Here is a 23,864-nt window from a genome sequence, read left to right as displayed (position 1 = left end):
CCTCACTTTTTATTTGCTTAAGGAAGTATTCTTCTTCTTTATTACAATCCCTTTTTTACCTAAAAAGTTTGTGCCCACTACTCCAAGAACAATCAGAATTGTGCCGATGATGTGATAGTATGCGATTTGTTCATGTAAGAATACAACGCCCGCGATAATGGTAATAAGTATAGATAAGTTGCTGAAAACACTTATTTTAGCTGCTTCAATATAAGATAATGAATAGTTTAATAACGATGCGGTCAGTAAAGAAGATAGTAATCCTAAATATAAAATGGAAATAAGAAATGTTCCGTTCATAAATGGCCTAAAGTATATAGTTAATGTGCCTTTGTTTATATGGCTGGCGATAGCAATTAAATTAAAACTAATAAAACCAATCGCTGTCATTGTGTAAGTTAGATCCATTAGTTTGAAATTCTTTGTCATTTTTCGTGCTAATACATTATAGCAAGCAGATGATAATGCCGATAACAAAATAAGAATAACACCGATAAAACTAGTTTCATGAGTCCCTAAACCATTCATGATAAATATATAAATGACACCGATGACAGAAATGAGTACAGAGATTTTTTGCGATGTATTCGTATACTCTTTTAAAAAATAGGAAGCTAAGATCATCGTAAATATAGGAATCGCCGCTTGTATAATTCCTGCTTCAGATGAACTTGTATACACTAAGCCAAACGCTTGAAAAGCAAAAAATAGTGCTGGATAAAAGATTGCAATTGGTAAAAGGGAAAGTATGTTTTTGAATGATATATTTAACTTTACGAATCCGAAAATAATGGGAATATTTGCTGCTATGAAAGCAACTGTAAAACGATGAGCCAGAGTATCAAGAGGGCTTGTAATGGTTAGTGCTAGTTTCACAAACATAAAGGAGAATCCAATAATAAATGAATAGAGTAATGCTGATATATATGCTTTTGTTGTATTTTTCATAATTTCACCTCATAGTAGTTGATTTCTTACTGGCCAGTATACGTACATAGTAATCTTTTTGATCTAGTGCTACAATGTGAATAAATACAAACTGTACCGGTACAAAATAAACGTAAGAGGTGTCATAATGTATAAGTACTTACATGTTTTAAACAACCTAGAAAATATGATTCAAAATGGAGAGATAAAAGAAGGGAAGAAATTACCGTCTATTCGGACACTTGTTACGCAATATGAATGCAATAAGGCGACAGTTATACGTGCGTTACAGGAATTAGAGAAACGCCATATTATTTATTCTGTACCTCAAAGTGGATATTACGTTGTTAAAAAATCAGGGAGTTATATAGAATATAATGAGATAATTGATTTCGCTTCCTCAGCACCAGATCCAGATGTTTTCCCGTATTTAGATTTTCAACATTGCATTAATAAGGCCATTGACACATATAAAAATGACTTGTTCGTATACGGAACGCCAAAAGGTTTACCAACATTAATTCCAGTTATTCAAAAACAACTGGCAAACTATCAAGTCTTTACAAAAGAAGAAAATATTTTTATAACGTCAGGTGTGCAGCAGGCGCTTGCTATACTAACTTCTATACCATTTCCGAATGAAAATGAAACGATATTAATTGAACAGCCAACATATCATTTATATATTGAATATCTAGAAATAAATAAAATTCCTGTAATCGGTATTAAACGTACGAATGAAGGCATCGATTTGAATGAATTGGAACGTATATTTCGAACTGAAAAAATAAAATTCTTTTATACGATACCGAGATATCATCATCCGCTTGGGACTTCTTATTCTAAGGATGAGAAAGAAAAAATCGTGCTACTGGCCAAGAAATATAATGTATTTATAGTGGAAGATGATTATTTAGCAGACTTAGAAAATGATTCAAAAGCAGATCCGTTATATAGCTTTGATAATTGTAATCATGTAATATATTTGAAAAGTTACTCAAAGATTATTTTTCCAGGTTTACGAGTCGGTGTGGCAGTTATTCCACCGACTATTGCAAATGCTTTTCATAAATATAAAAAGATTTTAGATATCGATAGTCCAATGATATCTCAAGCTGCTTTAGAAATTTATATAAAGAGCGGCATGTTCGAACGCCATAAAAATAAAATTAAATCTTCCTATTACAATCGATCAAAAAAACTAGCAGAAACATTAGAAAAAGTGCATAATGAAAACCCATTTTTATTTACATATAAAAGGAAAAATACAATAGGAATCCATACTTGTTTAGAAGTACAGAAAACCATTGTTTCGGAAATGTTTTTACAAAAATTGAGTGACATTCAAATAAATATTGATTCTATTGATAAAAATTATGTAAGGGGTTTTCCTAAAGAAAGACTGTTAAAGTTAAACGTATCGAATGTAAAAGTAGATCAGATAGAAGAAGGCATACGCAAGGTAATTGAGGAAATCAAACAATCGGAACGTCTAAATTTTCAATTTAAAAAAGAATAATATAAATAAGGAGGTTTGTTGTGAGAAGCAAAATAATAGCCTTGTTTATATGTATTGCTATAGTAATTGGAGCGGTGGTAGTTACTAAAAATTATAAAGAAGATGATCAATGCATAGCGGTTGCAATGTATTCAAGAGGTATTATCGTAGATCATAATAACGAACCTATATCTAATGTGAAAATTTATGAAGATTCTATCGAGAGTAAGGAACGTAGTATTTCAAATGCACAAGGTGAATTTGAAATTGCAAATGGCGTATGTGGTGAAATTACGTTACAATTGGTTACTCCAGATAGCGAAATTTATACGAGAAAATATGATAGTGAAAATATACCAGAAGTAATCAAGCTGAACTATAAAAAGTAAGGAGAATCACATGAAACCATTACAAGGAAAAGTAGCAGTTGTAGCCGGAGCAACAAGAGGCGCTGGAAGAGGTATTGCGATGATGCTTGGTGAAGCAGGTGCAACTGTATATGTAACGGGAAGAAGTACAAAAGGTAATTTATCCTGTATGGGGAGAACTGAAACGATCGAAGAAACTGCAGAGCTTGTTACAAAGCAAGGCGGAATCGGAATAGCAGTTCGTGTTGACCATACGGTAGAAGAAGAGATAAAAGCGTTATTTAAAAAGGTTCAAGAAGAACAAAATGGACAGCTTGATATTTTAGTAAATGACGTTTGGGGTGGCGATCCTTTAACGGAATGGGAAAAACCTTTCTGGGAACACAACCTACATAACGGGCTACTTATGCAACAAAGGGCGGTTCATTCTCATATAATGACAAGTCATTACGGTGTACCTTTAATGGTGAAAAATAAAAAAGGACTTGTAATAGAAATTACGGACGGTGTCGATTATCAGTATCGCGGAAATTTATACTATAGTTTAGCAAAAATCTCAACAACTCATTTAGCAGAAGCAATGGCGAAAGATTTAGAGCAACACAACATTACAGTAGTCGCAGTCAGTCCAGGGTTCCTTCGTTCAGAAGCGATGTTAGATATATTTGGTGTAACAGAGGAGAATTGGCAAGAAGGGGCTAAGCAAGACCCGCACTTTATCGCATCAGAAACTCCATTCTTCGTTGGGAGAGCAATTGCAGCTTTAGCAAGTGATACAAATGTTCATGAAAAAACTGGTCGAGCGCTAAGTTCATGGGAATTAGGAAGAGTGTATGGATTTACAGATATGGATGGAAGACGACCGGATTGGGGAAAATATTTTGAGGAGAACGTTTTAAATCAAAATTAAGGCAGTATAATATTTTTAAGAGCGCTCTTAGAGAAGAGTGCTCTTTTTTATTAATGTAAATATTTACTTAGCATCTTGTTAAAGTGATTTTTATCGTAATTTACATATTGGGTAGCATAAGTAATTGTCACAAACCTCACATATGTTTCGTCACAATTATGATAACAGAATGAGGAGGAACATATATGAAAATTTTTGTAGCTGGTGCAACGGGTGTAATAGGACGTTCTTTATTGCCAATGTTAATAAAAGAAGGTCATGCGGTGTATGCAATGATTCGTAATGAATCGCAAGTAGAAGCAATGAAGAAGTTGGGTGCTATACCAGTAATAGCCGATGTATTTAATCGTAATGCTGTATTTTCTGTATTAGAAGAAACAAATCCTGATGTAGTTATTCATCAATTAACGTCATTGTCTTTATGGAATTTTGAGGATAATGCAAAAATTAGAATTGAAGGCACTCGTAATCTTGTTGATGCCGCTAAAAATGTAGATGTAAAGAAAATAATTGCTCAAAGTATTTCATGGGCATATGAGCCAGGAGAGACATTTGCAACAGAAAAAGATTCATTAGATATCACTTCTCCTATGCCCCGACAAATTACAATTAATGGCATATTGAAATTAGAAGAAGCAGTTTCTGAGTTACCCGAAACGGTTATACTTCGTTACGGTATGTTATATGGACCAGGAACTTGGTATGCAGAAAATGGGGTGATTGCGAATCGAGTTCGTAATAATGAAATTATCGCAACAGATGGTATAAGTTCGTTTATACATGTGGAGGATGCCGCTAGAGCAGCTATGTTAGCTCTTAATTGGCCTTCAGGAATCGTAAATATTGTAGATGATTCCCCAGCCACTAGTAAAGAGTGGTTACCAATATATGCAGCTACAATAGGAGCACCTGAACCTAAAGTTCAAGTTGGGAAAAATAGTTGGGAGAGAGGGGCTTCAAATAATAAAGCACGTAAAGAGTATGGATGGACGCCTTTATTTCTATCATGGTCTGAAGGATTTAAGAACTTGATAAGTATGTAAAACATTATAAAAGTAACCCTTTAATGGGAATGCTAGTAACATTCACTATTAAAGGGTTGGGCTGTAATGAATATTCTTTTTGAAAGTATTATTTTAATCCTAACGGGGATTATTGTTTTAAAAATGACAGGTAGTAAGTCCGTTAGCCAAATGACCAGAGCTGAAATTATAATCGTTGTTTCTATTGGACGCATTATTGTAGAACCTGTATTAAGTAGGAAAGTAGTCCCATCTATTTTTGCAGCTATAATATTTTCAAGTATACTACTTATTATTCATTTCTTAGAATTGAAATCACGGAAGGTGGAACAATTCTTAAATGGAAGTAGTATTGTAATTGTTGAAAACGGAGAAATTGTAAAAGAGAATTTGATGCAGGCAAAAATGTCAGAACAACAACTATATATGCAATTAAGAGAAAAAGGGATTCATGATTTAAAGAGCTTACAGCAAGTTACAGCGGAACCGAATGGGCGTATTGGTTATCAACTTATTACTAAAGCGCGACCAGTCACTTTGGATACGTTAGAAAAGATATTAGATCAGTACAATATGAAAAGATGATTTATTATGAGAAAAGCCAATACTTCAATTCAAGTATTGGCTTTTCTCATGTTTACAAATAATTTAGTCTCAAACTTAAGGATTCATAAAAAAAGGCTAAGTCTTAAACCAATCTTTTAATTAGATATACTCTTAGTGATATGCTATATTCAATGGAGCTAAGGTGACAGTATGTATAAAAGAGAAAATTACCCTTATAGTAACAATGCACAGGGATTTTTAAATTTAGATTTGCAAAAAGACTGCACTTATTGCAGCGTTAAAATCGGATTAGGAATAAGGAGATAGAAACATAATGGAGTTTTGGGAATTAAGTTTTATAGAAAAACAAACAATGTGGGGATTTGAACCTACAGAATCTGCAATCTTGATAAAGAACTTTTTTCTTGAAAAGAACGTTAAGGACATATTGCTACCAGGTATTGGGTATGGTAGGAATGCAAAGGTTTTTATTGAGAATGAAATACATGTAACCGGTATTGAAATTTCGAAAACAGCTATTGATTTGGCGAAGCAAAATGGAATGGATATTAGCATTTTTCATGGCTCGGTAACTGACATGCCTTTTGATAACAAACTTTATGATGGTATATTTTGCTATGCACTTATTCATTTGTTGAATAAGCAAGAGCGAGAGAAATTTATTAAAGATTGTTATAATCAGCTAAAACCCGGTGGATATATGGTTTTTACAACGGTTTCTAAAAAAGCTCCGATGTTCGGAAAAGGGAAACAATTGGATAAAGACTATTTTGAGATAATGGAAGGCGTAAAAATGTTTTTCTATGATTCTGAATCCATAAAACAAGAATTTGAAGAATATGGACTTGTACAGTTTTCAGAAATTGAAGAGCCAAATAAGAACGCGAAAAATAAACCTTCCATACATTTTTCAATTATAAAATGTAAGAAACAACTGTAAAGATAAGTTTGGAGATGCTAATTACAATCTTTATGTATAAATTATGCACAAATAAAAAGGACAAGCATATATTAAAAATACCCCATTAACTTTAAGTAACCTTAACTTTTGTTATTTGGGTATCTCAAAATCCCTGAAAAGAGCACTTGCGGAAACAAGTGTTCTTTTATTTTTCATGTATATTAAAGGTAGTTTTAAATATTTTTGTTCAGTTAATTTGGAATTTTAAACCATAAATATAATTTAAAATGTTAAACTTAATGTACAGACTTGTTGAAAGCTTGTTGAAATTAATAGTTATATTGTAATAGAGGATATAAGGTATGATTGGAGTGTTAATCAATGGAAACAAAAAAGCTTATCTATATGTATTTCATACAATGTCAGATTGGGAATACGGATATTTAATTGCTGAATTAAACACAGGAAGATACTTCAAAAAAGATGTAACGCCTTTAAAAGTAGTTACAGTCGGAGCAAATAAAGAAACGATTACTTCGATGGGAGGATTAAGTATAAAACCAGATATTTCTCTTGATGAATGTACATTTGAGAGTAAAGATCTATTAATTTTACCCGGTGGGAATACTTGGAGTGAAAATATGCATGAACCTATCTTGAAAAAAGTTGGTAAGGCCTTGAATATTGGTACTACCGTTGCTGCAATTTGTGGTGCAAATGTAGGTCTTGCAAATTTCGGATACTTAAATTCTAGAAAGCATACTAGCAAAAGCTTAGAGTATATTAAAATGGTTTGTCCTAATTATAAAGGAGAAAATTTTTATGAAATGGGGCCTGTAGCGTCTGGTGAGAATTTAGTTACTGCATCAGGAGTAGCTCCTCTGGAATTTGCGATGGAAGTACTGAAAAAATTAGATGTCTTTACACCAGATACACTTCATTCATGGTATAACCTAAATAAGACTAACCCTGAATACTTCTTTCAGTTAATGAATTCAATACATGGCTGCGTTAACAAATTAGTTTGAATAAAAACCATGCTTTAGATGATATCAAAGTTACAAATTACTACATTAGCAATTTTAAAATACCCCAAAACAAAGAGAGTGTACATTTTCCTTGTTTTGGGGTATTTGTTTTTCTTAGCATGTTATAACATGTAAGGGCTATATAAATTTTTTTATTGTATCATGTAATTTCTTTAATCCAATCGACATATCTTTGTCATTCAACATAGAATAGCTAATTCGTAATTGATTAGTTTCTGCTTCATTGTTTAATAGACAAGCTGTGCCAGGTAGAAAAGAAACATCTACTTCATTAGCTTTTTGTAATAATGTAAAAGGATCGATTGACTTAGGGAGTGTTATCCATAAATTAAATCCGCCATTAGGTATTTCAAATTGTATTTCTTTTAATGGCGATAATGTATCAATTGTTATATCGCGTCTAATTTGTAAAGCTGTACGTAATTTTTCTAAATGGTTTTTCATACGCTCTGCACGTAAAAAAGGAAGGAGTGCTTTTTGTGTTAATAAAGGACTGCCGATATCCATCGAACCCTTTACTGCGTATAGCCATTCAAAAATAGGACCTTCAGCTGCGAGTGCCGCAATCCGAAGTCCAGGTGCTAATGTTTTACTAAATCCTTTTAAATATAAAACATGCCCATTCATATCAAAGCTTTTTATGGGAGGAGGTATTATAGCGTCCTCAAAATAGATTTCTCCAAAAGAGTCATCTTCAATGATGAAAAAGTCGTATAACTCTGCTAGTTCTACAAGTTCCATTCTTCTTTCTTTACTCATCACAGTACCTGTCGGGTTCTGAAAAGTTGGATTCACATATAACAATAAGGGATTCTTTCTTTGACAAATATCATCGATTAAATCTGAGCGAATACCATGCTTATCAAGAGAGACAGGAATAATTTGAACTCCTTTATTAACAAAAACATCAAGTGCAGCGCCATAACATGGGCTTTCTACCAATACAATATCCCCGGGCTTTAATAATGTTTGAGCAATTAAATTAATTCCTTGTTGGGCACCACTTGTAATTAATAATTGAGATGGATCAGTAACTAATTGTTGGTGCTCTTTTAAATAATGTGCTATTTCCACTCGAAGTTCTTTATCGCCTTGAACAGGTCCGTAAGTCGCTAGTATCATCCGATCTTTATTAAGTAATTTGTTCATTTCATCTGATAAAAATGGGTTTGGCAATAAACGTGGATATAGGATAGCTTGTGAAAAATCAAAGTATTTTCGGTGTTGATTCATTACATATTGAGAGCGCATAACATTAATGGACTTCGTTTGTTGCCATTGATACGGCATTGGTTTGAAATCTTTTTTTATACGTCTATGAATATAGGCGCCTTTCCCTTGCTCAATCCGAATATAATTTTTTGATTCTAACTGTTTATAAGCTTTACGAACAGTTAATAAACTAATTTGTAAATCATCAGCCATGGTACGTAAAGAAGGGAGGGAATCACCATGTGAAAGCATTCCGTTTTGCACTCTCTCAACGATTTGCATATAAATTTGTTGGTAGTACGGTATATTGGATTCTTTGCGTAGTACAAACTTCATGGCATCACCTATTTTTCTTTTTAATTTAATTAAAGCGAAAAAATTGCGTGCAATCAACAATAACTTTGGGCAACTGTTATATTCGCTAATACACTGTTATACACCGTATCCTCTATACTCATTTCAAGAGTAAAAAGGAGGAAGCTAAATGGTTATTTTCAATTACATTTTAGTATGTATTATTTTTGGAACAACATTTTTAACGATAAAGCTCGGAATAGAAGCTGGGGCACCACCTTTGTTTTCAGCAGGAATTCGTTTCTTTTTAGCGGGTGTCATTCTTATTGTTATATTTAAGTTGAAGAGAAAAGAAATTATACCACATTTATTTTCAAAGCGTATTATGTACGCAGGCTTTTGTCTAACATTTATGACATTCGCAACATTATACTGGGCTGAACAACATATTTCTTCTGGCTTAGCTGCTGTTCTTTCTGCAACGGGACCAATGATGATTTTGTTATTGCAATCAAGACGAAATAAAACGAAATTACAAAAAGAGCAACTTGTTGCTTTAGTTATAGCACTTGTAGGTGTTTTTTGTATTTCTTTACCTGGAATGCATCAAGAACTAACATTTATATGGAGTATCGCTTGCTTCGTTATATTAGTAGGAGAGTTATTTTACGGAATTGGTTCTGTTCATTCAAAAGAAATACTTTCAGATTTACCAGATGTATCACCATTTCTCATTAATGGTATTCAAATGTTTTATGGAGGAATCTTGCTATTAATCGTATCTATTGTATTTGAACAGCCAAATCTAACAATCCTAACATCTTGGGATGTACAATGGCCAATTCTATATCTTATATTTATAGGATCTATTGGTGGACATGGTTTATATTACTGGCTCTTATCAAAAACAAATCCAGTATTTCCATCAACGTGGTTATATGTATCACCATTAATCGCTGTTGTTGTGGGGTATCTCATTTTAGGGGAGCCTTTAAATCCTGCAATGGGTATTGGAGCTTGTTTAATCTTGATTGGTGTATTTTTAGCAAATCGTTCTACGCTGGGTGTTTACTTTAAGCAAGGGAAGTTATTGAAGAAAGAGATGTAAATACTTTATTAACTGAAAAAAGCATGCTACTACTAACTTGTAACATGCTTTTTATTATTAGTTGTATTATGAGCAAACAGCTCACAAAGAAAAAGGTACCACTCTTGATGCAATTCGTGATTCGTATGAGACTTTAGATATAGCAAGGTATCCGATGATTGTAAGTCTAAAAGAAGATATGTTATCGGGTGGAGAAGAAAGATTTCGCTGGGGATTAGAAGTTGTTTTGCAAGAAATCCTGCAATCTGAAAAATAAACGTATCTTGAATAAAAACAGATTGCTATTCAGTTGGCACTCTGTTTTTATTGTTTTGATAGATTATTTTTATAATAAAAAACACACTAGGTCTTTATTGTGACTTCTAGTGTGTTTTTGTCATTAATTTACTTTTTTAATAAACCCTTTATAATGACGCTTCACAAGTTGGGTTTCTAACGTTTTCATCGTTTCTAATGCTACACCAACGATAATTAGTAAGCTTGTACCACCAATTTGAGCTGAAGGTGGTAATGTAGCAACTTTTGTAAATACGAGCGGTAATATAGAAATTGCACCTAAGAAAATTGCGCCGATAAATGTTAAACGATATAAAATTTTGGTTACATATTGTTCTGTTGCTTTGCCAGGGCGTATACCTGGAACATAACCGTTTTGCTTCTTCAAATTCTCGGCCATTTGTTCAGGGTTTACTTGAACGAATGCGTAGAAGTATGTGAAAGCAACGATAAGGCCAACATAAAGCGCCATTCCGATTGGATGTGCGAAATCAAGATTTGAAATTAACCATTTTGATACGCTTGAATCAGGGAAGAGCTGCGCAATTGTACGCGGCGTCATTAAAAATGCGGAAGCAAAGATAACTGGAATTACACCAGCACTATTTACTTTAAGAGGTAAATGAGTGTTTTTTGCTCCCTGATATTGATTGTTTCCTGATACAGCTTTAGCATATTGAATCGGAATTTTACGAACTGCTTGTTGAATGTAAATAACACCAACAATGATTGCTAAAATTACGAGTCCAATTAAAACCATTTTTACGATGTGCATAAATAACTGATCGCCTGCGTTTTGGAATTGTTGTAAATAAATTTGATTTGCAACATTCGGAATCGCAGCAACAAGTCCTGCGAAGATAATCATTGAGATACCATTACCAACGCCTTTAGCAGTGATTTGTTCACCTAACCAAAGTAAAAATGCAGTACCCGCGGTTAAAACTGTCGCAATAAATAAGTATGTAGTCCAGCTTTGATCTGAAATTAATTGTCCACCTGCTATATTATTAAAGCCATAAGACATCCCAATAGCTTGTATGAATGCGAGAATGATTGTAAAGTATCGAGTAAATTGAGCGGATTTCTTTCGACCCATTTCTCCTTGCTTTGCCCATTCTGTAAACTTAGGTACAACGTCCATTTGTAGTAATTGTACAATAATAGAAGCTGTAATATATGGTGTGATACCAACAGCAAAGATTGAGAAGTGTTGCAGTGCTCCTCCGCCAAATACGTTTAACATACCTAAAACGTTGGCTTGATCTTGTACTTTTAATACCTCTGCGTTAGTATGAGGAACTGGAATAAACGTGCCAATTCGAAAAACAATTAGCATCGCTAGTGTAAAAAGAATTTTGTTTCTTATCTCAGCTACTCTCATGAAATTTGAAATCGTACGAAACATTATGTCGCCTCCTATATTTTTATCAGTTCAAAACTGATTATTATATCCCGATGAAGTAACCACAAACCTCCTTCCACATTAAATTCATTTGACAAATGGATGTTTATACACTTTGTAGTTTTCATGGATATAAAAATATAAGGTGTTATACAAACGGCTTATAAACTTTTCGTAATCATTCAATACCCATAATATATCGAATAAATTAACAAATGTACATACATACGCATGAAAAATGAATAAATAGGGTGATTTTTCACATTTATTTAATGTTAGATTGATAGTTAGGAACGTTTTATGCAGTTGTATTTAAAGGCTTCCGGGGAAAGCATTATAATGAGGTTTTTACAATTTGGGAATTCGTTTTATTTGTGAAGGAATAAGTATTGATAAACGCTAAATAAATAAAGTAGATATTTATAGGGAGGATGACGTAAATGAAAGTTGTAATAAAAAATTTGCCACAATTCGAAGTGGCATTTATAAGACGAATTGGAAGTTACTTTGAACCGCAAGATCACTGGGGAAAATTACTGAATTGGGCAAATGAAAATAAACTTTATCCACCAAAGCAATCATTTATCGGAATTTCACTAGATAATCCTGAACTTATTGAAGGGTGTAAGTGCCGACATGACGCTTGCGTTACTATACCTGAAAACTTTGACAAAGAAAGGCATCATGATGTGCAATTTAAAAGATTAGATGGCGGTCAATACGCTCTATACCATTTTTATGATAAGCCACATAAATTGAATATAGCGTATCAATATGTATATGAAGAGTGGCTACCGAATAATGAGTATAATGCAGATTATGATAGAGATAATCTAGAATTTTGTATGAATAATGTAACCGAAGATTTAGAAGGGAATTTAAAGGTTGACTTATTTGTGCCGATTAAAAATATACAAAAAAACAAATAACTTCATGTGTGGCTTTAAAACAAAGATTGATAATTTATAAAAAAAGCAAGATTTCCTTTCAACATTGGTTTAGATGAACATGGAAAACCACTCTTTGAGGACTTAACAGATACTTTGCACATGTTAATAGCCGAGGTAACTGGAAGTGGAAAAACTTATGTTTTAATTGGAGTAATTTTGTCCTTAAGTTTATTGAAAACGTCTTATGATTTGCATTTTTATATTATAGATCCAAAGCGTATTGATTTTAAGAAGTTTAAAGATTTCCTTCATGTCCAAAAAATAGTTACTGAAAGAGAGTTTGTAGTACATGAGTAAAGGATGTTGAACAAGCTAATACATTTCGTTATGAATTAGAGAAACTCCTAAAGCAAGAAAAAATTTGATTGAAATAGTAGTGAAGGAAAATCTTTTTTCTGTAGAGAATATTTCTAGCGTAGGAATCTAAGTATGTAGGTTCAAATGAAAGGAGAATTCTCATGAATACAGTTGTAAATGACAAGTTTTATGAAACGAGAAATCAATTGTTTGAGGAAATTACTTTGTTGAGTGATGCTCAATTTAATAGGAAACCAGATAAGGATAAATGGAGTATAGCACAAGTTTGTCACCACGTAGTTTTATTAGATGAGAGAGTTATAACAGTAATTTCGACAGGATTAAAAAAGATGGATAGTGCCCAAAATGAGCGTAAAGAGATTCAATCTATACTTTTAGATAGATCAATAAAATTTATAGCCCCAGAAATGATTGAACCAAGCCTAGAACCATTTGAAGTGCAGCAAATGATTACTTTGTTAAATGAATCGAGAAAAGAATTGATGCGTTTCCTGAGCACAATAGAAGATGAATCTATATTAACGAAAAAATCTGTGATGCATCCTGCTCTTGGAGAATTACTTCTTGATCAGTGGATAGAACTGATCTATTTGCATGAACAGCGTCATATAGAACAAATCAAAGAAATAAAATTGCTTTGTGAAGTTGAAAAGTAAAAATCATTTTCTATTTTTGGAGCAATGTGTTCTATCAAATTCTATAGAAAAGAATTCAAACAATTTAAATAAAAAAACAGTAGTGTTAAATCACTACTGTTTTTTTATTTCCCTTAAACGTGTAAAGATAGCGTTTTGTGACGTCTGTACACATAAAAGAGAGCCCTTGATACTCGCTTACAATCACTTCGTCGTATTCAAATCAATATAAACAAGTTTATTTTCATCATCAAATTTTTGAACTAGTTTAAATGGATATAACTTTACAATAAATTACAATTTTGGTCAAATGTATTTTTATTATTCCGAAAATATGTAGTGATAGTTAAAAGAAGATGGATTCCGTTTAATTAGTTATATTGTTTATAAAATAGTAATTTATTAGTAGATTTTAAAAGTCTATTGTGTTAAATATACTAATTTCTAATGGTATAGTACAATGGTTCATATGATTGATACAATTTTTTACATATAGGGTTTAATAGGGGATGGAGTAATGACAAAGATGTTGTATAAGGTGGCGTCGATAGTTTCGCTTCTCATTTTTTTTACGCTACTATAAGCTTTGCTGGGGTGATTTTTTGGATAAATGATATGGTAATGGATAAGTTGGTAGCTGCAGTCGGTGTTTTTACTTTTCCATTCTGTGCATATCATTTTCTAATGAGGTAAGAAGTAGACAAACACTTTATTAAAAAGGTCTGTATAGTGAGTGCTAGCTGGTGCGAATATAGTATGGTTTTTATGGTCGCCATGACCGAATGATAAATACTTTATTCATATTAAAAAAGACAAACTACTACCTACTGAATATGTAATACAGGAGACGCCTAATCATGATACACCTATTTATGCCCATGAGGAGATTGATACGGAATATACTTTTTATAGAGAGGTAAACAAGTGTTACATTTTTAAAGTTCAAGCAACTTTATGACAGTACAAAAAGGGGAGAAATATTGTTATTATGCAAAAAATGAAATGGAAGAACTATGTATGTTATTTTGTCATTCTTATACTTCTTGGAACAGCAGTAACAGTCAAACCAGCTATCTCTAAAGCTGAGGAATCTGAAGTTAATATTACATTGTTAGGTACTGCAGATATTCATGGTAGATTTATGCCTTGGGATTATGCGCTTGATGGAGCAAATATGAGTGGAAGTTTGACGCAGCTTTATACGGTTATAAAGAAGGTACGTCAAGAAAATCCAAATACCATATTAGTAGATGCCGGGGATACAATTCAAGGAAACTCAGTAGAATTATTCAACGATAAGCCACAATCGCCAATGATGGTAGCGATGAATACAATGGGATATGACGCCTGGGCATTTGGAAATCATGAATTCAACTTTGGATTAGATACATTGAAAAAAGTTAGTGAGCAATATAAGGGAAAGACGTTAGCAGGAAATATTTACAAGGGAAATGGAGAGCGTTTTCTTCCTGCGTATACAATTGTTGAAAAAAGTGGAATTAAAGTTGGGATTATTGGTATGAATACACCAATGATTAGTGATTTTGAAAAAGGGACAGATCATTTGGATGGTTTAGTGGTGAAAAATCCAGTAGAAGAGACAAAAAAGGCGATTAAAGAATTAGAAGGTAAAGTAGATGTAATGGTAGGGGTTATGCATATGGGACTAGAAAATGAGAATGGCATCCCTGGTACTGGGGTTCAAGATATTGCGAATGCTTGTCCGGAACTAAGCGCTATTTTTGCGGCTCATATGCATAAACTTGTAAAAAAAGAAGTTGTAAATGGTGTTGTTATTACAGAACCAGATAAATATGGAACACATATCTCACGTATTGACCTTACTTTTACAAAGCAAGATGGAAAGATGGTTTTAAAAGATAAAACTGCTACCGCTATACCTGTAAAAAATACTGATGGAACAACGGTATTATCTGATCCTACACTTGAAGAAACACTAACACCTTTTCACGAGTATGCAAGAGGAGATGCAAATGTTGTAGTCGCTCAATTAAAGGGGAGAAATCTTGTTCCGGAAAATGAAATAAAGGGTATTCCAAGTGTGCAAATTCAAGAGACACCATTATCAGATTTCTTCCATGAAGTCATGCTCTACTACAGCAAAGCGGATGTAGTAGCCCATCAAATTGATAATGATTATGCCCGTTTGGATATAGGTCCTATTAAGAAGAAAGATATTGCGTATAATTACCAATATGCTTTGGGAGAAATTACAGTATATAAGATAACTGGAAAAGATTTAAAAGATTATATGGAATGGGCAGCAGGATATTTTAACTCATCTCGTGCCGGAGATGTAACAGTTAGCTTTGATAGAAACCGTCGTGCGTCTAAATATAGTACGAACGATTTCTTTGGAGGCGTAAAATACGAAATTGACTTAACAAAACCATATGGAAGTAGAATTACAAATTTACGCTCTATTCGTACAAATAAACCAATCAAAATGAGCGATGTTATGACGTTGGGAATGAATGCATATAGAATGGAGGCTCTTCAGGCAAAAGGGGGAGCTTTAGAGGGACGTAAGTTTGAACAAATTTGGTCATCTAAACAAGAGAATGCATTCGGAGAAACAGGTGGAACCATTCGTAACCTTGCTATTACATATTTAAAAGAGGTAAAGAATGGTGTGTACACACCAAAAGTTATGCATAATTGGAAAATTACTGGTGTAGACACACATTCTTCAGAGCATAAGGCTGTAGTTGATCTTGTAAATAAAGGGATTTTAGAAATTCCCAAAACAGAAGATGGGAAATATACAAATATAGCATCTATAAATACTAAAGATTCAATTACAAAAGAAGAGATTGTAGCACTTTCACAAAAAGCTAATATTAATCCAAATCAATTTAATCATGTAAAAACAAAAGGTGAATTCTACAAAAAACTTAGTAGGATTATTAAAAAAATATAAGAAAAATGACTCTGATGCAAAAATCTATCAAACTTGGACATACTATTCTCCTAAAAAAGTTTGTGATTGATATGGAAATATAGAGAATTATAGATAAAAAAATCCCCCGTATCTGTTTAATGATCCGGGGGATTTTTTATTTGAATAATTATTGTTTCATTTCTTACTATGTATATTTATAATATGCTTTAAAAGAACATATCTTAAGCTAATAACATGCAATAGATGTGTCTTTTTCTATATTTAAATGGGGAGAAAAATTTATCTTTAAGAGATATTTTTGACAAGATAAAAAAGCCTGAAACTCATATAAGACTTCAGCTATCTCATAACGTTACAATCCATGCAGCTATAGACATAAATAACAAAATTACATTGAGAAATCTAACTTGTAGATACGCTGCCTCACCAAAGTATTTACCTACTATATACACCATAATACAAAACGCTCACTTTCTTTTTTCTTGTTTATCAAGGCCATTAGTATTAATTTGATCAATCTTTATTCTAAACCAACTTCATGTCCGAAATATAAGTTTAAATAAATAATTCAAATTATAAGATGTCCTATAATAATTGTTATTTTAATAGTATTAAACCCACTCTTAAAATAGTTAAGAGTGGGTTTTTATGTTGTTATTCAGATGTAAGTGTACTTTGATTAGAATAAATACAGTTAATTAACAACTAACCAAATGGATGAGCGCATAATAGGGCTCTTTTTTTAGTGAAATTAATGCACTTATATGAGTTGTTCTTTATTTATATCATCGACCACATATTATGTAATTTTGCATAATGTTACATAAATTTTGTATTTTCCCTTTTTTCTGACATAAATAGACAGTATACTTTGTACAAGCTTTCTATTTTAAAAATTATACGAGGTGAAAAAATGAAAAACACAAAGACATTAACTAAGGTAGCATTAACAACAGGACTAGCTTTAACAGCTGTCGCACCATACGGAATAGGTCATGCAGAGGAAACAGATCAACTACAAGTTCAAATTCAAGAGGAATCGTTCCGTTCGGGTGAACTTACACAACCGTCACAAAAGGCACCAGAGAATGTAGTAAAAGATGCACTTAAGGAGAAAACAGAACAAGCTCTTTCTCCAAAACAAGTCAATGGAGAAACAGGGGTAGATTATAAAGTTCTTCAAAAACGTGGTTCGTATGATGGGACTACACTTGTACGTATGCAGCAAACATATGAAGGAAAAGAAGTATATGGCCACCAATTAACTGCACACGTAGATAATAAGGGTGTTATTAAAAGTGTTTCAGGCGATAGCGCGCAAAATTTAAAACAAGAAGATTTGAAAAAGCCTATTAAGCTATCAAAAGAAGAAGCCAAACAACATATTTATACGAAGTACGGGAACGATATCAAGTTTATTTCTGAACCAGAAGTTAAGGAAGTTATTTTTGTTGATGAAAATAATGGACAAGCTTCAAATGCATACCAAGTTACATTTGAAGCGGCAACACCAAACTATATTTCTGGAACTTATTTAGTAAATGCCCAAAATGGGGATATGTTAAAAAATATGGTACAAGAATCTAACTTAAAAGCAAGTGAAAAACTAGTTGGAGCTTTAAAGGAAAGTAAAAAAAGCAGTCTTACATCATTAACTGGAACTGGAAAAGATGATTTAGGTATTTCTCGTTCATTTGGTATCTCTAAACAAAGCAATGGCAAATATGCACTTGCTGATTATACAAGAGGGCAAGGAATTGAAACATATGATGTGAATTACAGAGATATTACTAAAGAAGAAAGCTATTATCCTGGTACATTAGCAACTAGTACTTCAACAACATTTAACGATCCAAAAGCAGTAAGTGCTCATTACTTAGCAACAAAGGTATTTGATTTTTATAAAGATAAATACAAGCGTAATAGTTTTGATAATAAGGGACAAAAGGTAGTTTCAGTTGTACATGCTTGGGATTCTGAAGATACGAACGATCCGAAAAATTGGCAAAATGCATTAAGTGCTAATAATGGAAGTATGCTTGTATATGGAGATCCTATTGTCAAGGCATATGACGTAGCTGGACATGAATTTACACATGCTGTTACTTCTAGCGAATCTAATCTTGAATATTACGGTGAATCTGGTGCAATTAATGAGGCGTTATCTGATATTATGGGAACATCTATTGAGAAATACGTAAATAATGGAACATTTAACTGGACAATGGGAGAACAAACTGGATCTGTTTTCCGTGATATGGAAAACCCAGCTTCCGTTCCATCTTCACTTGGAGTACCTTATCCAGATGATTACAGTGAATTTAACGATTTTAATGGATGGGATCAAGGCGGTGTTCATTTTAACTCAAGCATTATTAATAAAGTTGCGTATCTCATTGCAAAAGGCGGAACTCATAACGGAGTAACTGTTAAAGGAATTGGTGAAGATAAAATGTTTGATATTTTCTATTATGCAAATACAGATGAATTAAACATGACTTCTAATTTCAAAGAATTGAAATCAGCATGTATTCGAGTGGCAACTAATAAATATGGAGCGAATACAGCTGAAGTTCAAGCAGTGCAAAAGGCATTTGATGCAGCAAAAATTAAGTAAGTTAGAAATATAGTTCTTATTCATATATTAATACGTTACAAAAAAACAGCTAATATCATATTAAGATATTAGCTGTTTTTTTGTAACGTAGCAATGCATTAGTGGAAATAAACTTATTAAGCGATATTCATGCTGTCTATCTTCAATAAGTTGCAACAAATATATAAAATTTAAAGTGTGTAAAAACAGAAAATTAATAATATATTGACCTCTTAATAGTAAGTGCTATAGAATGAAAGCGATAACAAACGATTGCTTTAAAATGATTTCCCTGATCTTTTATTATTTACAAATATAAGAAGGCATAAACAAATCTATTTTTTTAAGTTTTAATGCAAACGCTTTCGTATTAAGAGATCATTGAAATACATACGTGAAAATAGCCAATATGGAGGTGAAGTAAAAGAGATTTCTAGATTAATTTAAGCAGTGTTATTTAGTATGAGCATAATAAATCGCTTGTAATATTTAAAGAAAGGGTGTATGTGGTGCAAATTACAAAAAGATTAATTAACAAATCATTTTTATTCCTTACCATAATCGTTATGTTATCATCTGTTTTCTCTTTTCAGAGTGTGAAGGCAGTTTCAAATTCGAAAACAACTGAAATTATCATTCATTACAAAGAGAAATCTGGAAATACAAAAGACTGGAATCTTTGGATATGGGGAGAAAATGCAAATGGTAAATCTTATGAATTTACTGGTGAAGATGAATTTGGAAAGTACGCTAAGATAAAAATAGATGGTGACTATAATCGCGTAGGATTTATCATTCGTACGAATGAGTGGGAAAAAGATGGTGGTGATCGTTGGATTGAAAATATAAAGGACGGTCGTGCTGAAGTATGGATTCTTTCGGGTGATGAAAAAGTATATGATTCTAAGCCCTCTTCTGAACTCTCTATTCAAAAAGCAACTATTGATAGTTTCAATGAAATCACTGTAACTACTAATGTCCCGTTTAATATCCAAGAGCAGAAAATTGAAATTGAAGGCGTTAAAATTAAGGGAATTAGTCCTTATGATACAAATAGTGGAGATATTACTAATAAGGTGAAAATAATTACGGAACAGAAAATTGATTTAAAACAAACATACAAAGTTAAAATAGCAAACTTAGCAGATGTGAATACTGAAATCGGTAAAGTCATCCGTAGCGAGGAATTTGATAATTTATTTTATTATGGTGGTAATGATTTAGGGAATATATATACTCCGCAACATACAAAGTTCCGTTTATGGGCTCCTACTGCAAGTGAAGCGAAGTTAGTTACATATAAAAAATGGAACGATAAAATAGGTACTGAAATAAACATGCAACAAGGTGAAAAGGGAACTTGGATAGCAGAACTTAAAGGGAACCAAAAGGGTCTCTTTTATACGTATAAGGTGAAAATTGGTGATAAGTGGACTGAAGCGGTCGATCCGTATGTGCGTGCTGCTTCTGTAAATGGAGATAAAGGTGCAGTTGTTGATTTAGAAGAAACAAATCCGAAAAAATGGAAAGTGAATAAAAAGCCGAAAATTAAAAATCCGGAAGATGCTATTATTTATGAATTGCATGTACGCGATCTTTCCATCCAACCTGAAAGTGGTATTAAGCAGAAAGGGAAATATTTAGGTGTAACAGAAAAAGGAACCAAAGGGCCTGAAGGTGTAAAAACAGGACTTGATCATATTAAAGATCTTGGTGTTACTCACGTTCAGTTTTTACCGATATTTGATTATGCTTCAGTAAATGAAGAGAATTTAAATGAACCACAATATAACTGGGGATATGACCCGAAAAATTTCAACGTCCCAGAGGGCTCCTATTCTACAAATGCATATGAGCCGACTGTTCGAATAACTGAATTAAAGCAAATGATTCAAACACTGCATGATAATAATCTTCGTGTTGTAATGGATGTAGTATATAACCATATGTATAATGCCACTGAATCTAATTTTCATAAGCTAGTTCCTGGTTATTATTATCGTTACAATGAAGATGGGACATTTGCAAATGGAACTGGAGTAGGAAATGATACTGCTTCAGAACGAAAAATGATGAGGAAATTCATGGTGGATTCCGTCACATACTGGGCAAAAGAATACAATTTAGATGGGTTCCGTTTTGATTTAATGGGTATTCATGATTTTGAAACGATGAATGAGATACGTAAAGGTGTTAATCAAATCGATCCTTCTATTATTCTGCATGGAGAAGGCTGGGATTTAAATACCCCTCTTGCAGCTGAGTTGAAAGCAAATCAAAAAAATGCGGAGAAAATGACAGGGATTGCTCATTTTAACGATAATATACGCGACGGATTGAAAGGCAGTGTATTTGAGGATAAAGATAATGGTTTTGTAAATGGAAAGCAAAACATGGAAGACCGCATTAAAAAAGGCATTACGGCAGGTATTGACTACGATACAAATTCGTCTACCTATCAAGATCCAGAGCAGGTGCTAACTTATGTGGAAGCACATGATAATCATACATTATGGGATAAACTTGAGCTAACTAATTCAGGTGAAAGCGAAGAAGTGCGAAAACAAATGCATAAATTGTCTTCTTCTATTTTATTAACATCGCAAGGTATTCCATTTTTACATGCAGGACAAGAGTTTATGCGCACAAAGTATGGTGATCATAATAGTTACAAATCTCCTGATTCAATTAACCAAATGGATTGGTTGCGCCGTGCAGCGTTTAATAATGAAGTAGATTATATGAAGGGCTTAATAGATTTACGCAAAAAGTACTCAGCTTTTCGAATGACATCTGTAGAACAAATTAAAAAACATGTCTCTTTTATTGATGCTCAAAAAAATGTTGTAGCTTATACAATAGATGGGAAGGGCAATGGGAATAAAAGCGAATACTTTACAGTGGCTCACAATGCAAATAGAGAATCCGTTGACATAACGCTTCCATCGAAAGGTCCTTGGAAAGTACTAGTAGATGGTAAACAAGCGGGAAGTAAAACACTTTATGTTGTCCATGACAATAAAATTAAAGTTCCTGCATTAAGTTCATTTGTTTTAAAAACAGAGAAACCGATTAAATAAAAGAAAATAATGTGAAAGTGTATACTGAATTAAGTAAATTGAATAAGGATTGCAAATGAAAAAAGCGAAGTGAAAGTTGTTTTCACTTCGCTTTTTAAAGTTAATGTAATATAATTTCACATACTGTAATTATATTACAATTTAATTAAAGAAATAGACAAGAGATTATTGCTATTGTAACAGTATGGCGAGGAGATATCTTTGCATTTATTTATAAAATTATCTGAAATACATTCTTAATTTATATAATTTTTATTATACATTCGAACATCGGCGTAAAAGTATATGGAATTAAAATAGAGAAAAGACACCATTCAAGGTGTCTTTTCTCTATTTTAATTACGATATGTTAGTAACTCACTTGTATGTAATAGTATGTTACATTTTACACTAACTTCTAAAGAAAAATTTAAAATTCTTTTCTTAATCTATATGTAATAAATCTCATTAGAAAATTTTATCGCTATAACAAATAAAACTTTCTCAATATTATTTTGTTTAATAACTATATCCATCTGCTTTCCAATCCATTACAATAATTTCACATTGGAAATACATGAATATTCCTAATGTTCTAAAAGGTTTATACCTTATAGGATTACTATGGGAAAGGATGTGAAATGTCTAATGAAAAATCATTTTTTATGATGAAATAAAAAAATTTAATGAAGAAAAAATTATTTCATTATTCTCAAGCTTCGTTGAAGTACATGTGCTTATAATCACTATGAGACAAGGGGTAGAATCTAAAAATTATTTTTTGTAGATTAGAAAATTGTATTTCAAAAATAAGTTAAACGTTTATGGAGGGTTATATGAGCGAGCAAATTTATTACTGGTCTCCTATTAAGCATTGGGAGATGTTGCATAATGAAGTTTTGATAGGAGAAACGAAATTTACAGGTGTTCTATCTGGGTGGTTTCCTGAGTTTTATTTTTTGACTCAAAAAGGTGTGACGATTAATGAACTAGTAGACCGCTTTTCGTTAGGTAATGAGGAAGAAACAAAAAAAATAATAGAGCTTATGATAAAAAATCGTGTGTTAGTAAGTAACATATTACACCCAGGAGAAATATTTTCTACACAAGAAAAGATTTTTCCGAATCCATATAGCGACCAGATTCGCTTTTCTAAAGAAGATTTAGATATGTATATGAGTGAACAATTGAATCGAACGCACCATGCTGTGCGGTCAACCGAAATTCAACTTGAAACAACAAATGAGCTACCTACTATAATCAAGGAGCGTAGGTCTTGTCGCCAATTTGATATGAAAAAACATATTAGTTTTTTAGAATTTTCCCAATTCATATCAACTCTAAAACAGGTTGAGGAAGAAAAAATATACTATCATTACGCAAGTGCAGGCGGACTATACCCAATTGATATCTTTATTTATATAAAACCAAAACGTATAGAAGGTATGAAAGCTGGTTTTTATTATTATAACCCATCGAAAAATAGTCTGGTGGTTGTTAACAATATTGATCAAGTAATCAAAAGTGATCATGAGCTAATTAACCAAGATTTATTTACTCAGTCTGCCTTTTCAGTTTATTTAGTCTATAATGCGAACGCTTCCATCCCGAAATACGGTTCAGATGGATATTTATTTGCTTGTATTGAGTCAGGCATCATCACCGCTACCTTAAATATGGTGGCTGAGACATTAAATTTAGGAGTTTGTTCAGTTGGTCATATGAAATTTGAAGAGATTCAGCAATTTTTATGTTTGGATAACCATCAAGTATTTCTCCATGGGCTTGAAGTTGGCATGAAAATTAACGAATAGATGAAATGAATATTAGGGGGATAAAGATAAAA

General features: G+C 32.6%; 18 protein-coding genes. 15 read left to right on the top strand and 3 right to left on the bottom strand.

Annotation, left to right across the window (positions count from 1 at the left end):
- Positions 1 to 9 precede the first annotated feature (9 nt).
- Positions 10 to 948, bottom strand: coding sequence for a DMT family transporter (locus ACQKNR_RS07525; protein ID WP_427316617.1), 939 nt, complete (start codon positions 946 to 948; stop codon positions 10 to 12).
- 127 nt (positions 949 to 1,075) lie between these two features.
- Between ACQKNR_RS07525 and ACQKNR_RS07520 the strand changes: the two genes are divergently transcribed.
- The 7 genes from ACQKNR_RS07520 to ACQKNR_RS07490 all read left to right on the top strand — a co-directional run bounded on the left by ACQKNR_RS07520 (position 1,076) and on the right by ACQKNR_RS07490 (position 7,221).
- Entirely contained in the window at positions 1,076 to 2,446 is a 1,371-nt protein-coding gene (locus ACQKNR_RS07520; protein WP_427316615.1) for a PLP-dependent aminotransferase family protein, read from the top strand.
- A 20-nt stretch (positions 2,447 to 2,466) separates the two neighbouring features.
- The gene (locus ACQKNR_RS07515) at positions 2,467 to 2,814 is read left to right on the top strand and encodes a carboxypeptidase regulatory-like domain-containing protein (RefSeq protein ID WP_427316613.1); all 348 of its coding nucleotides are present in this window, start codon (positions 2,467 to 2,469) and stop codon (positions 2,812 to 2,814) included.
- Between the two features lie 10 nt (positions 2,815 to 2,824).
- Entirely contained in the window at positions 2,825 to 3,703 is an 879-nt protein-coding gene (locus ACQKNR_RS07510) for an SDR family oxidoreductase (RefSeq protein WP_427316611.1), read from the top strand.
- 185 nt (positions 3,704 to 3,888) lie between these two features.
- Positions 3,889 to 4,746 carry an NAD-dependent epimerase/dehydratase family protein gene (locus tag ACQKNR_RS07505; RefSeq protein WP_427316609.1) on the top strand — a complete coding sequence of 286 codons (858 nt, stop codon included), beginning with the start codon at positions 3,889 to 3,891 and terminating at the stop codon, positions 4,744 to 4,746.
- Positions 4,747 to 4,812: 66 nt separating this feature from the next.
- Positions 4,813 to 5,310: a DUF421 domain-containing protein gene (locus ACQKNR_RS07500; protein ID WP_427316607.1), complete on the top strand. Its 498-nt coding sequence runs from the start codon at positions 4,813 to 4,815 to the stop codon at positions 5,308 to 5,310.
- Positions 5,311 to 5,605: 295 nt separating this feature from the next.
- Complete coding sequence (locus tag ACQKNR_RS07495; protein WP_427316605.1) at positions 5,606 to 6,232, top strand: class I SAM-dependent methyltransferase; 627 nt, start codon at positions 5,606 to 5,608, stop codon at positions 6,230 to 6,232.
- Between the two features lie 323 nt (positions 6,233 to 6,555).
- Complete coding sequence (locus ACQKNR_RS07490; RefSeq protein ID WP_427316603.1) at positions 6,556 to 7,221, top strand: type 1 glutamine amidotransferase family protein; 666 nt, start codon at positions 6,556 to 6,558, stop codon at positions 7,219 to 7,221.
- 138 nt (positions 7,222 to 7,359) lie between these two features.
- Here ACQKNR_RS07490 and ACQKNR_RS07485 read toward each other — a convergent pair whose 3' ends face one another.
- Entirely contained in the window at positions 7,360 to 8,790 is a 1,431-nt protein-coding gene (locus tag ACQKNR_RS07485) for a PLP-dependent aminotransferase family protein (RefSeq protein ID WP_427316601.1), read from the bottom strand.
- 148 nt (positions 8,791 to 8,938) lie between these two features.
- On the opposite strand from ACQKNR_RS07485, the gene ACQKNR_RS07480 reads away from it, so the two are divergent.
- Entirely contained in the window at positions 8,939 to 9,856 is a 918-nt protein-coding gene (locus tag ACQKNR_RS07480; RefSeq protein ID WP_427316599.1) for a DMT family transporter, read from the top strand.
- A gap of 379 nt (positions 9,857 to 10,235) precedes the next feature.
- Here the strand turns inward: ACQKNR_RS07480 and secY are convergent, their stop codons facing one another.
- Positions 10,236 to 11,540, bottom strand: a complete 1,305-nt coding sequence (gene secY / locus ACQKNR_RS07475) for a preprotein translocase subunit SecY (RefSeq protein WP_427316597.1) — start codon at positions 11,538 to 11,540, stop codon at positions 10,236 to 10,238.
- Positions 11,541 to 11,977: 437 nt separating this feature from the next.
- Between secY and ACQKNR_RS07470 the strand changes: the two genes are divergently transcribed.
- The 7 genes from ACQKNR_RS07470 (at position 11,978) to ACQKNR_RS07440 (ending at position 23,832) form a co-directional block, all read left to right on the top strand.
- Positions 11,978 to 12,466, top strand: coding sequence for an AraC family transcriptional regulator (locus tag ACQKNR_RS07470; RefSeq protein WP_427316595.1), 489 nt, complete (start codon positions 11,978 to 11,980; stop codon positions 12,464 to 12,466).
- A 36-nt stretch (positions 12,467 to 12,502) separates the two neighbouring features.
- Entirely contained in the window at positions 12,503 to 12,784 is a 282-nt protein-coding gene (locus ACQKNR_RS07465; RefSeq protein ID WP_427317011.1) for an FtsK/SpoIIIE domain-containing protein, read from the top strand.
- A 161-nt stretch (positions 12,785 to 12,945) separates the two neighbouring features.
- Positions 12,946 to 13,461: a DinB family protein gene (locus ACQKNR_RS07460; RefSeq protein ID WP_427316593.1), complete on the top strand. Its 516-nt coding sequence runs from the start codon at positions 12,946 to 12,948 to the stop codon at positions 13,459 to 13,461.
- Between the two features lie 967 nt (positions 13,462 to 14,428).
- Entirely contained in the window at positions 14,429 to 16,381 is a 1,953-nt protein-coding gene (locus tag ACQKNR_RS07455; RefSeq protein WP_427316591.1) for a bifunctional metallophosphatase/5'-nucleotidase, read from the top strand.
- An 895-nt stretch (positions 16,382 to 17,276) separates the two neighbouring features.
- Positions 17,277 to 18,980: a M4 family metallopeptidase gene (locus ACQKNR_RS07450; RefSeq protein ID WP_427316589.1), complete on the top strand. Its 1,704-nt coding sequence runs from the start codon at positions 17,277 to 17,279 to the stop codon at positions 18,978 to 18,980.
- Positions 18,981 to 19,468: 488 nt separating this feature from the next.
- Entirely contained in the window at positions 19,469 to 22,039 is a 2,571-nt protein-coding gene (gene pulA, locus ACQKNR_RS07445; protein WP_427316587.1) for a type I pullulanase, read from the top strand.
- A gap of 815 nt (positions 22,040 to 22,854) precedes the next feature.
- A complete protein-coding gene (locus ACQKNR_RS07440; protein ID WP_427316585.1) occupies positions 22,855 to 23,832 on the top strand; it encodes a SagB/ThcOx family dehydrogenase in 978 nt (325 codons plus the stop codon).
- The last annotated feature ends 32 nt before the right edge of the window (positions 23,833 to 23,864 follow it).

This window comes from Bacillus sp. NPDC094077, assembly GCF_050279465.1.
GTDB lineage: Bacteria > Bacillota > Bacilli > Bacillales > Bacillaceae_G > Bacillus_A.
This window is presented reverse-complemented; position numbering and strand designations above follow the sequence as displayed.

Coding starts and splice junctions, on each gene's coding strand:
- secY (WP_427316597.1), bottom strand. CDS start 11,540: ATGTTTCGTACGATTTCAAATTTCATGAGAGTAGCTGAGATAAGAAAC.
- ACQKNR_RS07490 (WP_427316603.1), top strand. CDS start 6,556: ATGATTGGAGTGTTAATCAATGGAAACAAAAAAGCTTATCTATATGTA.
- ACQKNR_RS07450 (WP_427316589.1), top strand. CDS start 17,277: ATGAAAAACACAAAGACATTAACTAAGGTAGCATTAACAACAGGACTA.
- ACQKNR_RS07525 (WP_427316617.1), bottom strand. CDS start 948: ATGAAAAATACAACAAAAGCATATATATCAGCATTACTCTATTCATTT.
- ACQKNR_RS07510 (WP_427316611.1), top strand. CDS start 2,825: ATGAAACCATTACAAGGAAAAGTAGCAGTTGTAGCCGGAGCAACAAGA.
- ACQKNR_RS07440 (WP_427316585.1), top strand. CDS start 22,855: ATGAGCGAGCAAATTTATTACTGGTCTCCTATTAAGCATTGGGAGATG.
- ACQKNR_RS07480 (WP_427316599.1), top strand. CDS start 8,939: ATGGTTATTTTCAATTACATTTTAGTATGTATTATTTTTGGAACAACA.
- ACQKNR_RS07505 (WP_427316609.1), top strand. CDS start 3,889: ATGAAAATTTTTGTAGCTGGTGCAACGGGTGTAATAGGACGTTCTTTA.
- ACQKNR_RS07460 (WP_427316593.1), top strand. CDS start 12,946: ATGAATACAGTTGTAAATGACAAGTTTTATGAAACGAGAAATCAATTG.
- ACQKNR_RS07495 (WP_427316605.1), top strand. CDS start 5,606: ATGGAGTTTTGGGAATTAAGTTTTATAGAAAAACAAACAATGTGGGGA.
- ACQKNR_RS07455 (WP_427316591.1), top strand. CDS start 14,429: ATGCAAAAAATGAAATGGAAGAACTATGTATGTTATTTTGTCATTCTT.
- ACQKNR_RS07520 (WP_427316615.1), top strand. CDS start 1,076: ATGTATAAGTACTTACATGTTTTAAACAACCTAGAAAATATGATTCAA.
- ACQKNR_RS07470 (WP_427316595.1), top strand. CDS start 11,978: ATGAAAGTTGTAATAAAAAATTTGCCACAATTCGAAGTGGCATTTATA.
- ACQKNR_RS07485 (WP_427316601.1), bottom strand. CDS start 8,790: ATGAAGTTTGTACTACGCAAAGAATCCAATATACCGTACTACCAACAA.
- ACQKNR_RS07500 (WP_427316607.1), top strand. CDS start 4,813: ATGAATATTCTTTTTGAAAGTATTATTTTAATCCTAACGGGGATTATT.